The organism is Pseudoalteromonas sp. MMG005, from assembly GCF_018101015.1.
Classification (GTDB): domain Bacteria; phylum Pseudomonadota; class Gammaproteobacteria; order Enterobacterales; family Alteromonadaceae; genus Pseudoalteromonas; species Pseudoalteromonas aurantia.
In genome coordinates this window covers 89,646-102,837 of sequence record NZ_JAGJEK010000012.1, presented here as the reverse complement: position 1 = coordinate 102,837, position 13,192 = coordinate 89,646, and the positions used below count along the sequence as shown (strand labels likewise).

General features: G+C 41.8%; 8 protein-coding genes. 2 read left to right on the top strand and 6 right to left on the bottom strand.

Annotated elements, in window-relative coordinates; translation table 11 throughout:
• Positions 1 to 81: 81 nt before the first annotated feature.
• Positions 82 to 3,351 carry a glycosyl hydrolase gene (locus J8M01_RS10970; protein ID WP_211058005.1) on the bottom strand — a complete coding sequence of 1,090 codons (3,270 nt, stop codon included), beginning with the start codon at positions 3,349 to 3,351 and terminating at the stop codon, positions 82 to 84.
• A 634-nt stretch (positions 3,352 to 3,985) separates the two neighbouring features.
• Between J8M01_RS10970 and J8M01_RS10965 the strand changes: the two genes are divergently transcribed.
• Positions 3,986 to 4,816, top strand: a complete 831-nt coding sequence (locus tag J8M01_RS10965; protein ID WP_211058004.1) for an SGNH/GDSL hydrolase family protein — start codon at positions 3,986 to 3,988, stop codon at positions 4,814 to 4,816.
• 699 nt (positions 4,817 to 5,515) lie between these two features.
• Here the strand turns inward: J8M01_RS10965 and J8M01_RS10960 are convergent.
• Positions 5,516 to 5,701 carry a hypothetical protein gene (locus tag J8M01_RS10960; RefSeq protein WP_211058003.1) on the bottom strand — a complete coding sequence of 62 codons (186 nt, stop codon included), beginning with the start codon at positions 5,699 to 5,701 and terminating at the stop codon, positions 5,516 to 5,518.
• Positions 5,702 to 5,901: 200 nt separating this feature from the next.
• Between J8M01_RS10960 and J8M01_RS10955 the strand changes: the two genes are divergently transcribed.
• Positions 5,902 to 7,911, top strand: coding sequence for a CapA family protein (locus tag J8M01_RS10955; protein ID WP_211058002.1), 2,010 nt, complete (start codon positions 5,902 to 5,904; stop codon positions 7,909 to 7,911).
• A gap of 434 nt (positions 7,912 to 8,345) precedes the next feature.
• Here the strand turns inward: J8M01_RS10955 and J8M01_RS24355 are convergent, their stop codons facing one another.
• From J8M01_RS24355 to J8M01_RS10935, 4 genes are all read right to left on the bottom strand, one after another.
• Complete coding sequence (locus J8M01_RS24355; RefSeq protein ID WP_348772743.1) at positions 8,346 to 9,422, bottom strand: dipeptide epimerase; 1,077 nt, start codon at positions 9,420 to 9,422, stop codon at positions 8,346 to 8,348.
• Positions 9,419 to 10,420 carry an N-acetyltransferase DgcN gene (gene dgcN, locus J8M01_RS10945; RefSeq protein ID WP_211058001.1) on the bottom strand — a complete coding sequence of 334 codons (1,002 nt, stop codon included), beginning with the start codon at positions 10,418 to 10,420 and terminating at the stop codon, positions 9,419 to 9,421. The genes J8M01_RS24355 and dgcN overlap by 4 nt, the downstream gene beginning before the upstream one ends.
• A gap of 110 nt (positions 10,421 to 10,530) precedes the next feature.
• Positions 10,531 to 11,415: a LysR family transcriptional regulator gene (locus J8M01_RS10940; RefSeq protein ID WP_211058000.1), complete on the bottom strand. Its 885-nt coding sequence runs from the start codon at positions 11,413 to 11,415 to the stop codon at positions 10,531 to 10,533.
• Positions 11,416 to 11,424: 9 nt separating this feature from the next.
• Positions 11,425 to 13,155: a Na+/H+ antiporter NhaC family protein gene (locus tag J8M01_RS10935; protein ID WP_211057999.1), complete on the bottom strand. Its 1,731-nt coding sequence runs from the start codon at positions 13,153 to 13,155 to the stop codon at positions 11,425 to 11,427.
• Positions 13,156 to 13,192 lie beyond the last annotated feature (37 nt).

The window sequence follows — 13,192 nt, the reverse complement described above, 5'->3', positions numbered from 1 at the left end:
CACTGTGATCTTGTCTACTCTCAAACCCAGTTAAAAGATAAGCAACACTGTAACAATGACAGTGTTGCTCATTATTGCATGTTACTTAGTGATTAATGGTGCGCCCTTACTCCATGGACCACCCGCGTCAATAACTGACTTCTGAAGCTCAGGTATGGTCGTTTCTTGCAAACGTTTAATGCGCGTACTTACATTGTCTAAACGTTTAATTGCATATGAAAACTGCTCTTTATGCTGCTTTGTTGGCCCATAAGAAGACCAATCTGCTGTCATCGCATAGCCTAAACGGCTCGAAATATTAGCAGGCTTAGTGCCCATTCTATCTCGCGCATTCAACCCATTAAGTTCAAGATTAATCGCATTAATTTCTGTTTGAGCTTGCGCATAACGTGATTCCAATGAGGCAATATTGTTTGGCGTACGATCTATCGCCGTACGCAACGTCTGCATTGTCTTATTCAATTCACTCAGTACAGCATTCACAGCAGTGATACGCTTTTGCGCTACCGCTATTTCTTTGCCGAACTTAAGTACCTCTTGATTAGCTGTAGGTAACGCACTATCAGTAATCGGTTTTAGCTCAAACTCTACCGCCTCAGCAAGTTGTGAAACAGCCCCATTAACGCGTTTATGCAAAGTCGCCGTATATGTTCCAGGAATTGCCATTAAGCCAGCATTAAATGGGCTCCAACCTGATGATTCAACTCCTGTTACTGCTTTGCCTGTTGCATACGTCATATCCCAAGTTACACGATGTAAACCTTTGGTATTTTTACCCATAACTCGATTCACAAATTTACCCGCAGCATCTCGAATTTCAAGGTATACCACCGGCTTAGCTTCTTGATTCTCTTTTTCTATATCTTCCCAAGCTGGATATTTTGGATAATCCTGTTCTTTAACCATGTCTTTTTCGACCTTTTGACGAGCCTCTTTAATGGTTAATAAGCTTTCTTTCAAGAAGTAGGTTAAGGTTGCGCCATGCGCTGGATTTTTCGCTGCAAAACGATCATCCCCATCCGTATTCGTATGATTCGTATCTAACTGAAACCACTTAACTGGGCGACTAGGAGCTATGAGAAGTGCATCTTGCTCCATCGACTTTTCTGTTAATGCGCGCAGTGGTGCATAGTCATCAAGAATATAAATACCACGACCAAATGTACCCGCTACTAAATCATTTTCACGGCGTTGTATTTTTACATCACGCGTTGCAATGGTCGGGATCCCACCGTCTAATTCGGTCCATTTCTGACCACCATCAACAGTAAAGAAAATACCAAACTCAGTACCAATGAACATCAGGTTTTTGTTTACATGATCTTGAACAATGCGCCAAACCAAATGTTTTTCAGGTAAAGTACTTGCGAGTGACTGCCAGCTTTTTCCTAAATTAGTTGACTTGATTAAGTAAGGCTTGAAGTCTCCATATTTATGATTATCAAGCGCGACATACACAGTGTTAGAATCAAATAAATCAGCTCGAATGTCATTTACATATGCGGTGTCAGGAATATCATCAATGGTGCTAAGATCAATTTTTTTCCAGCTCTTCCCTGCATTTTTTGTCACTTGAATAAGACCGTCATCAGTGCCTGCCCATAAAACCTTTTCATCAACGGGGCTTTCCGTGAAATTAGCAATGGTATGGTATTCAGACATCGCATAAATATCCCAACCAGCTTCGACTGACCACGTTCTCCCCATTACAGGCATATGCATTCGATTACCATTTTTAGTTAAGTCACCTGATATTGGTTCCCAACTGTCGCCTCGATCATCCGAACGCCATACTCTTTGTGATGCAAAATAAAGACGCTTGGCATCATGACTTGAAACATTAATTGGCGCATCCCAATTGAAACGCTCAGCCGGCTCGCCTGGACGAGGTTGAGGTTTAATGTATACGCCTTCTCTGGTTTTCAAGTCATGTCGCGTCAAGTTACCTTGCTGCCACTGAGAATACATAATGTTAGGGTTGCCAGGCTCTACAGCGGGTTGATGACCATCGCCACCTAAGGTTAAAAACCAATCTTTGTTTTTAATCCCTTCTTTACGCGTGGTACGAGATGGGCCGCCTTGTGTTGAGTTATCTTGCGCACCTGCGTATACCGTATAGAAAGGTTCAGCATCATCAGGCGCTACTTTATAGAATTGAGTCAACGGCAAGTTTGCCATAAAGCGCCAGTTTTCCATGCGGTCATGCGACATATAAATACCGCCATCAGAGCCAATTAAGACAAAATCAGGGTCGGTGGGGTGAAAAGCAAAGGCATGATCATCTACGTGTTTGCGCTTTGTATTGATTGGTATCCAAGTTTTGCCACCATCGTTAGAAACTTTGCTGTAATTACTGGCAATATAAACTCGATCGAAGTGGTGTGGGTCTGCAAAAATTTCTTGATAATAGTGTGGCCCAGTACCACCACCTACTTCATCAGATACTTTAGTCCAACTTGCCCCTCGGTTTTGTGAGCGGTAAAACCCTCCTTTACGGTTATCTGTTTCAATTGTCGCGTAAAGAACATCAGGATTTATAGGAGAAATTGCCATACCAATTTTACCCATATTACCCGTTGGTAAACCTGTTTTCAGCTCAGTCCAAGTCTCACCACCATCATCGGATGTGTGAATACCTGATCCTTCACCTGTTCCAACATAGGTAGCAACTGTTCTTTGCCGAGACCAGGTTGCTGCATACAATTTTTTCGGGTTTCGCGGGTCTATTAATAACGAAGTGACCCCAGTCCATTCATTTTCTGGTGTCAGTACTTGCTTCCAGGTTTCTCCACCATCTATGGTTTTATATAACCCGCGCTCGCCGCCACTACTCCAAAGTGGGCCTTGAGCTGAAACCCAAACTGTTTTTGAATCTGTTGGGTGAATGATAATATCTGAAATGCGTTCAGACTCTTTCAAGCCCATATTTTTCCATGTTTTTCCGCCATCTTCAGATTTATAAACGCCATCACCAAAACTAATATGACGTCCGCCATTATTTTCACCGGTACCCACCCAAATAATATTGGAGTTGCTCGGGTCAATCGTCACATCACCTGTTGAATATACTGCTTGTTTGTCAAAAATAGGCGTCCAAGTCGTCCCTGCATTTGTGGTTTTCCAAACACCACCCGAACCAACAGCTGAGTACCAAGTTGATGGGTTATTTTGATCCACCGCAATATCTGCTATTCGCCCTGACATATAAGCAGGCCCAATATTACGCAGTTTCATTGCTTCGAAGGTTTTGCTACTAAAAATTGATTGTTCTTCATCAGACTTTGCTGCCAGCGCGTTAGAGGCAGCCAACGCTAATGACACAGCTAACGCTGTTTTTAGGAGAGTTTTCATTTTCACACCAAAAGTTGTTTTTATTGTTTCCAATAGAAACATTACCCTAACATACGTCTAAACAGTGTAAAAAATCGCTCAAATTACAAAAAACAGAGTTTAATGAGATATTGTAACAATATATGTAATTGATGCATTCCCTCCTTTTTATGTTGCACCACTAGAACGTATCAATAGTAAGCTCAGTACAAAAATAATGTCGCTATCTATCCTGTCCGACGACGGAACAAGAAAGTAAATATACTAGGGGCTATTGATCTTTGCTGTTCTACTTTTGCTCTCTTTGAGCGTGCTTTTATCGCGGCGCTTAATATGTGGCCTAGTGATCTAAGCGAATATTAAGCAACAAAGAGAAAGGGGGGCTCAAAAGAATCGATAGACAGCGCTTGATTGGCGTTTCTACTATGTTATCGGCTGACTCACATGGAATAACCATGCTACGCAGCCTCTGAACTATATAAAATACAATCAAAGTGCTGAAAAAATGAACCTAAAAGATCAATAGCCCCTAGCATCATGCGTAATTTACCCCACATATCATATTTTAAGCGAGTGCAATAAAATCGTAATTACTTCGCCAATATGATCTGCTATGGTCTTACTGGTTTTAAAAAAACAACAACAAGGACTTGATATGTATACTAAAACGATTAAAGCACTTTTATGGGGAACATTCATATCCCTCACAACTCATTCTCAAGCACAAACTAAATCTGAAGAGGCTCCTCTGCTAATTATTGGTGCTTCATTTGCAAACGCTAACATGCCGTATTACAGCGATCTTCAGGCACCACTTAATGGTATTGCCATAAACTCTGGTCGCTACCTATCTTTAGGCAACGCCCTTATCAGAGAACGTAGGCTATCGGGTCATGTAATTAACGAAGGCCAAGCAGGTGCAACAACATTTGACAGATTAACTTGTTTTCCTGGACCAGAATGTGTAGGTCCAGGTTGGGAAGGCTATGAAAAACAGTTTAGTAAAGCTTTAAGCCGCGTAACTTCATTTTCAGGAGAAGTTGCTGCTGAATATATTGTGATTATTCGTGGTAATGATTGTAATCATCCCGATGCATTTGGCATTCCTATGGCACAAACGAGCGAATGTACCTTAGAACAAATGGAGTCATACATCGATACCTTTGTTAGCGTGGCTAACCGAGCGCTGGCTGCCGGGATCACACCTATTTTTTCGAAAGCGCCAACCTATGAAGCAATTGATTGGGAAACAGTACGAGGTCGTTTCAACTGGCCATGGATCATCAGTAAAGATAATTATGAGATTTTCTCTGATCTAAGGTTAAGCAGGTTACGAGCAGAAGTACCAAACGCAATATTTTTAGATGTTTGGCAAGGCTTTGAACCAATGGCGGACGGTTTACACCCCAATAGAAAAACAATGCAAAGGGCTGCAAAGCGAATTGCAAAAGCGATTAAGAAACATCGTAAAGAAAAAAGGAAATAGACCTTTCTATCCATATTACATTGGACGAGGGTTACCCATTATGCATAAACCATTAAAGTACATCAAAGCGATGCACTGTATTTTGGGCCAACCCTCGTAGTATCGCGGTCTATTTGTTTTTCTCAACACCGCTCTAAAGGCACAATCTTAGATTCATTTTCTAGATCTTTTACCTCAATAGAATCGCTCTTTTCGGTAAACATTACATGTCCTATCAGTTATGAAGTGTGACTGATACATAGCCTGCCTTGGCTATAAATCCTACACCCTGATCTTTTTCCGTATTATCAACATTTATAGATAAGGTTCGTCACTCTAAATACGCGTTGAATCTAACCAATAGAAAAGGAGCAGCTCAAAACAAGCGCCATCAACCTCTCTTCATTTACTTAATTCACGCCATATTTCATTATAATTTTTACAGTAAATTATTTTATCCTCATATTCATGGATAAAGTCTAAGATACGAACCATATTGTCTTGGTCAAATCCTTGATTCCACCAAAACATTTGCAGAAATGAGGCTAGCGATTCTTTTTGATAGTGACCCAACACAAACTTTCGTTTCAAAAAGCGTTTGAATATACGCCATTGCCTTAAAAGCGTGGGGGGATTTAAAATAACAATGAGATCAGCGTCACGAAATGAGCTTGCTAACCATTTGTAATAAACGCCTTCAACGATCCAATTATCGTGGGATCATAAATGATTTAGCTTTTCTGTTCTTGCATGTTCGCTTGAACGAACATAAGCAAATTCATTTTTCTCCCAAAAGACGCTATCCAGATCAAATCCATTCAAGCCTGTTACCTGTTGAAGTTTCGCAGCACTAAACGTTTTTCCGCTGCCTGGGCCACCAATAATATGAATTTTACGATACTGCAAAACGACTCCCTCTATTTAACATTGATGTTCGATCTACATGTCTGCTATCAGCTGTAACCTACTATTCCGTATTGTATTGACGTTCAACCCGCCGGCTTTTTTAACTTCGAACATAGCCAAAAGCAATAAGCGACTCTGTTATTAGAATGCGTCAATTTCCTCTGTACCAGTACAATAATAAGACAAACATAAGGTGACATATGAACATTAAAATCACACAAACAATACTCATACTTGTAACATACTGGCTATCCTCGGTTGTATACGCAGTTGAATTAAAAAGCTTCACACTCAGCACCAACGCCAATCCAATTTCAGACGTAATTGTCACAATCAGCGGCAATAGAATAAAAAGTGATAAAAACGGAAAATTTAGCCTCTCGTTAGCTCCCCAAAAGCGCTATCGTCTCGAGATTAATAAACATGGCTACTACCAAACCATTCATACTTTCGAACACACAGAGCTTGCACGTTATAACTTTACCATTCCCCCCATTGAAGTGGTTAAGAAGAAACCAGGTCGTGTCATGTTTGCATTTGCCGGAGATACTATGATGGGCCGACGTTATTACGCACCCTATTTTAACGAATCGCCCCTCATTCAACAGAGTCGCCGTCTTCAAGACAGCAAAAATCTACTAAAAATCATAAAACCTTACCTATCTCTGGCAGACTTTACATCTGTTAACCTAGAGTCACCCATTATAGAATCATTACCCTCAACGAGCGCCGAGAAATCTGTCACTTTTTATTCTCACCCTGATACACTAGCCAGCCTAAGCTGGGCTGGGGTTGATTACGTCTCGCTTGGCAATAATCATACATATGACTATTTACAAACTGGTCTTAAACAGACTTTAACTTTATTAAAAAGCTCGCCACTTGCGTTTTCAGGTGCCGGCATCAATGAAACACGAGCATTACAACCGCACATTGCTAAACTAGCAAACAATAAATACGCTCTGTATGGTTTTGTCGGTTGGAAAGGAAGAAAACCACCGTGGCAATCAGCCACTCCTGTGCAAGGCGGTGCAGCACTGGGGAACTCTGACAATATTGCAGCGGTGATCGAGCAGTCCGTTAAAAGTAATGTATTTCCTGTGATCCAATATCATGGCGGTTTAGAATACAGCCACACGCCCTCACTCGTCACTGAGCAGCGCTTAAAGAATGCAATTGATAAAGGCGCTGTACTCGCCATAGGCCATCACCCGCATGTGACACAAGGGTTTGAGGTATACAATAATCAATTTATTGCTTATTCTCTGGGTAACTTCATGTTTGACCAAAACTTTCCGGCTACCCACAATAGCGTACTGGTGTATGTGTGGTTAGATCAAGGCCAGTTCTTCCGAGCAGAAACCGTCCCCCTTTTCATTCAAAACTACAGCCCCACACCCGCGGTGGGCCAACAGCGCTTTACTGTTCTCAAACGGCTGAAACAACTTTCCGCACTCAAAGGCACCGATATTGTACGCTCTGGGGGCCACGGTGTAATTAAAAGGTCATCAGCGAACGTATTGTCAGCCGTTGAAAATAACCAGGCTTTGCATACCCAAAATACGATTCAAAATTTATATCAAAATAATGATTGGGACAAGCCATTACCGCTCAGCCTACCTAATCATAGCCCATTACGCTACGGGACAAATATAATTAACTCAGGTGATTTCGAAAGTTATTCAGATTGGTCTGCGATTGACCGTACTTGGATTTTCCACAATACAGAGGCAAAGCTACGTACTCAGCAAAATTTCAATCAATATTTAAGGTTGTCATTCGGGGGCGACCACATCACCTTCGGCACCAAACACTTCAATCGAGTATATATACCCGATAACCCAACTTCATTGCGAGTGAAATTACGAGCACTGAGCAACGTTAAAATATCGGCATATTGGCAAGGCAGACAATTAAAGCAAACGCTGCAAGCTGCATTTATGCACCCGACTACCGAGCTTATTGATAGCAAAACTCTGGCTGCATCAGCACATTGGCAAACGTTACGCTTTGATTTTAACTCACCTCGGGTTGGGTATAAAAGTTACCGAATTAAGTTTGTTATTGAAAGTAAACTCGGCACACAGCTAGGTTCGTCGCACTATATTGATATTGACGACATTGAACTCGTTCAGTGGCAATCCGCTTTTTCTAAAGTTCTGCATAACACCAGCGCGCTTATTCAAACCACACATCGTGAAGTAAAGTGAAGTAAACAGCCTTCAATGTACTAAAGCGAGTACATTGCTTGCTTTAGTATGACTTCTCACTAATTAACTTAACCTCAGCTCTGGATAAGCGAATTTGCCCAATAAAGCTATTTTTCTCACTCTCGGCGTTGCTTTCATTTGTAATAGCCCGCTATTACTGCATAAAAGCGCCTTGATTTTGAAAAAATATCATCATTGGATTGTAAGTAAGTTTGTTTTCAAAACATTTTGTATTCCAAAACCCTTATCCAAACCTGAGGTTAATTAGGATAAACATCAGAATTTGTTAATGACAATAAAAGCTGGCGTTATTAAAAAACGAAAATACATAATCGAAATATCCAGTTCACCAAAGCACACACGTAGATTCTTCATATAAAAAAAGCCCAATAAGGGCTTTATACTTGCTTAACAATAGAAATTTTAACGCACCGTTAGCGCCTTACATCGAATAAACCTATCTCGGGGTTCTCATGAGGACCGCCCCAAAGCGACCAATCTAGGGCCGTCAGATACCCCGCTATAATATCGAACTTGTATGATCGGTCCTGTGCAACCAATACTGGGCCGTCTAAATCAACATATGTTGCATACTGCGCCACAATCATGGCTGGCGCCATGGCAAGAGAGCTGCCTACCATACATCCAACCATAATATCTAAGCCCAACGAACGTGCTTTTTTCACCATGTTTAACGCTTCACTAAGGCCACCAGCTTTATCAAGCTTAATGTTAATAACACGGTACCTATCAACCAAACACTCCAACCCTTCAGCTGTATGGCAAGACTCATCTGCACATAACGCAATTGGTGAATCGAACTCCGATAAGGCCCAGTCTTGAGATTCTGCTAACGGTTGCTCAATTAATACCACATTAAGTTTAACCAGCTCTTTTACATAGCTTTTTAATTGTTCAAATGACCAAGCTTCATTCGCGTCAATAATAAACTGGCTATGTGGAGAAGCGGCATGAATTGCGCGCATTCGCTGTAGCACAGCATCACCATCAAGCTTCACTTTAATCAATGGCGCATCCATTAAATTCAAGGCCGCTTTCGCCATCTCATCTGGGCTATTGATGCTTAGGGTTTGTGCGGTTATCACCGACGTAATTTGGGTCAGTTGAGGCTGCAAAGGTGGCAATAAATTCAGCACTGTACTGTTGCTCAACTTTGCTTGAAGATCCCACAATGCACAATCAAGCGCATTTTTTGCAGCGCCTGAATCTATTCGGTTAATCGCATTTCTTAAGTCTGATAAACAGCTGCTGCGGACCACCACATCATGTATTTGTTCAACTGCCTGTTGGTAAGATTCACCATAGCGCTTATATGGCACGGCTTCTGCCCAGCCAGTGTGTTGTTCAGATGACAGTGTGATCACTAGCACATCAGCCGCTATTTTCGCCCCTCTTGAGATCCTAAAAGCAGTTTTTAGTGGTACTTTTTGTGCATAAACAGTTAAAGTATATACATCATTTTTATAGTGATATAGCTCAGATGTGATCACAATGGTAAACCTGCCACTAAAGCGCCAACGCTCATTCTAAGCGGATCTACACATGGCATCCCTAACGCCTCAGTCAAACGTTCGCAATACGCCACGCCTTCTTCTTTACTGACACTTGAGGTATTCACTGACACTCCAATGACTGTCGCATTCGGATTCGTCAACCGTGCCGCCTGCTCATTATTCGCGATGGTTTGTTGAATGGTTGGTAAACTCTGTTCAGGTAGCCCCCTCATGTGGCTTCGGCCTAACGCATGGCAAACAATAAGTGCATCTGGTTGTGCTCCGTGCAACAAGCCTAGACTTACACCCGCAAACGCAGGATGAGATAACGAACCTTGCCCTTCAATGATATCCCAATGGGCCGCTTTCGTGCTAGGAGAAAGCTGCTCAACCGCTCCTGAAATGAAATCAGATGCCACACAGTCTATAGCAACTCCCTCGCCTGCGATTAATATTCCACACTGTCCTGTCGCTTTTATAGTCGCAGAGACACCCGAAGCTTGTAAGTGCTTTTCAATCGCTAAAGACGTATACATTTTACCAACTGAACAATCGGTACCTACCGTTAACAAACGCTTACCAGAGCGTTTAACGCCTGTGCCGGTTTGAAATTTAGCTTGGGGGTGACGAATATCTATCAACTGTTTGTTCAACTGTGTTGCTAGCAGCCTAATATCGTCAATATCGATCAATCTATCGTGCAAACCACTCACCACATCCATCCCTGCACGCAACGCAGTTCGGATATAAGGGAGCCATTTTGGTTCTAAATAACCGCCACTATTTGCAAAGCCAAGCACGAACGTTTTGGCTCCAAGGCTCGCAGCTGTAGTTATATCCATCTGTTTCAACCCAGTGGTGACACTGCATCCAGACACAGACATTTCTCCAACACAATGTTGTGTTCGCCAATCCGCGACGCCTTGTGCCATCTTAATTGATAGCTTGTCTGTGGCATCACCCAAAAAGACCAGATATGGTGCTTGAATTATCATTATTCTCTTCCCAATGGTTTAAAATCAATCAGTCATTGAGCATATCTAATCTTCCATTATTTTGAAGTTAGAAGGTTTCTATAAGTCATAACCTTAACGCATACCTATATCTAACCCTCTGAAAGTGTTTCACTTAATAAATCTATAAACTGCCTAGCTACATTAGAAAGAGCATGATTTTCTAAATACACCGCTTCTACATCAAAGCTCAGTGACCTATCAAAAGACGCCATTCCCATTGTCTCATCCATGTTGCCAAGCGCAGTAAACTTATCAACTACGCACAAGCCGACACCTTGCGCAACCAAGCGTACTGCAAAAAAGTAGGTTTGCACCCGTATAGTCGAGGTCAACGAGACATTCTCTTCCATCAAGCGTGCCCATAGTAAATCTCCAAGCGGACCACTATCGCCAATATCAATAAACGGTTTATCTCGCAATTGGTCTAAAGATAACTGCGTAGGTTCACCCGCAAACATTGACTTAGGATATACGATCACCAATTCTGACTTAGCTAATGTAATTGAGGATAACCCTGGTCTAATATTCGGTGAAAATAAGCAAGCAACATCACATTTTCGCTCTAACAACGTTTGTAAAATAGCTTCGTTATGAACAGTTTGCAGCTGAAAATTGACATGCGGACTCTCAATTTGGAATGCTGCAACCGCTTTTGGTACATATTGGAAACCCAATGCCGGTGTGATCCCTAAATTAATATTTCCATATTCATGTTTCTTTATATTCTCAGAGGTATTTTTGACAGAACGCAGCTGGTGATAAATTTTATCAACCTCAGAAAAAAGCATATCAGCTTCTTTCGTTGGTAACAGCCGCCCTTTCAATCGTTTGAATAACTGAAAACCGAGTTGCATTTCAGCGTGACCTAACACCTTACTGACCGATGGTTGAGACACATGTAATATCTTAGCGGCGTTCGTAATTGAGCCTGTGGTATACACAGCATAAAATACTTCGATATGGCGTAAACGCATTAATGGCTCCTAAGTAAACAATATAACACTGGCAGTCCACAACACAGCCGCTGCGCTCATTGCAAATGTTGCGGGCACAATCTGTGATTTTACGTGATCCATCAAATCACAGCCGGTTGTCATCGCACTCAAAATAGTCGTGTCTGAAATAGGCGAACATTGATCGCCGAAAATACTGCCATTGAGCACAGTTGCAAAACAGATCATCATATACAACTCAATATTTTGTAGGCCGTGCACATGCCCAACAGACCACGCTAGAGGCATTGCCAAAGGAAAAGCAATGGCATAAGTCCCCCAGCTAGTCCCGGTTGAAAAGGCTATGACCATACTTAACAGCAACAACAACAGCGGTAGCATCCAATACTCTATACTCTCTCCTAATAAATTCACCAAATACAATCCTCCACCTAGCTCTTTGCTCAGTGTCCCTAGCACCACCGCGAGCATCAAAATAACAGAAGCTAATACCACCCCTTTTAACCCGTTACCCAACCCATCAACTACATCTACCAACATCATACCTTTACCAAGTGCAACCCCAATACTTATTAACAACGCAGCAGAAAACGCCCAATTTACTTCAGGAGATCCTGAAACAACGAAAGTGCCTACGGCAATGCCAATTAACGTTATGAGCGGAAACAAAAACTCCATTGCGTGAGGCCTATAACCTGGTGGCACATCTGTAGAGTGAAGCTCTCTAGCACTTAATGGTGTTGCGCCGTCAGCATCTAACTTGCCTGTTTTTAGTGCACGCTGTTGAGCCATTCTAATTCTTTTACCGGAAAACCGAGTAATATTAAAACTCAATAACAATGTGCCAAAAACGGCAAGTAGACCGTAAAAACTAAAAGGGATACTCGCAAAGAAAAATGCGATACGCTGAGATTCAGTTGCTAAAAAAGCCACCCCCGGCACAAAAATTAATGCTTGTACGTACGCTGGCCACGCATTGAAGGCTAATACCGCTGCAATAGGTGATGCCGTTGAGTCTACGATATAGCTCATTTCTTCGTGACTGACGTTTGCTTTATCGGCAAATGGCTTTACCGTCGTGCCGACCAATACGGTGCTCATTGTGCCACCTTGAAAAAACAGTACTCCCAATAACCACGTAATCACTTTTGCAGAACGCGGGCCTTTTACACAATGCCGAGTCATTAAGTTAGCAAAAGCTTGCGCCGCACCGGTCTTTGACCATACCCCCAATAACCCTCCCAATAACCACAAATATAATATCAACAAACCAACACTACTTTGATTTGCAAGGTAAGGTATGATCACACCATCTGTGATATCAAATAGACCCAAGCTAAACGCCCCCGTAACTATCCCTGAAAATAATGCGCTTAGAGGTTCTCTCGTTAGTAAGCATAAGGATATGGTAATCACAGCAGGCATCAACGACCAAAAACCAAAATGAAACACCGGCTTTAACTGTGCAATATCACCATTATCTAACTCAACCCACTGACTGGCGATGGCTGGCTTCTCAGTTAAATTATTTAAATGTTCTTGCGTCAAAACTGAGTCTGCATAAGGTGTTATCTGATCAATTATCTGCGCTTGCCCTTTAAAAATATAACTCGGTTGCCCTTGTTTATTTTCAAACACATCATAATGATAAATTTGTTCAACCCACTGTTTTGGTATAAACGCATTAACGTATAACCCCACTACAATGGCCATCAAAAAGACCCCCCCTGAAAGCACACTTTTATACGCTATTTTATTCATAAACTTTGCCTTATTGTTGTTATTATCAATGCTACGA

Coding starts and splice junctions, on each gene's coding strand:
- J8M01_RS10955 (WP_211058002.1), top strand. CDS start 5,902: ATGAACATTAAAATCACACAAACAATACTCATACTTGTAACATACTGG.
- J8M01_RS10970 (WP_211058005.1), bottom strand. CDS start 3,351: ATGAAAACTCTCCTAAAAACAGCGTTAGCTGTGTCATTAGCGTTGGCT.
- J8M01_RS10965 (WP_211058004.1), top strand. CDS start 3,986: ATGTATACTAAAACGATTAAAGCACTTTTATGGGGAACATTCATATCC.
- J8M01_RS10935 (WP_211057999.1), bottom strand. CDS start 13,155: ATGAATAAAATAGCGTATAAAAGTGTGCTTTCAGGGGGGGTCTTTTTG.
- dgcN (WP_211058001.1), bottom strand. CDS start 10,420: ATGATAATTCAAGCACCATATCTGGTCTTTTTGGGTGATGCCACAGAC.
- J8M01_RS10940 (WP_211058000.1), bottom strand. CDS start 11,415: ATGCGTTTACGCCATATCGAAGTATTTTATGCTGTGTATACCACAGGC.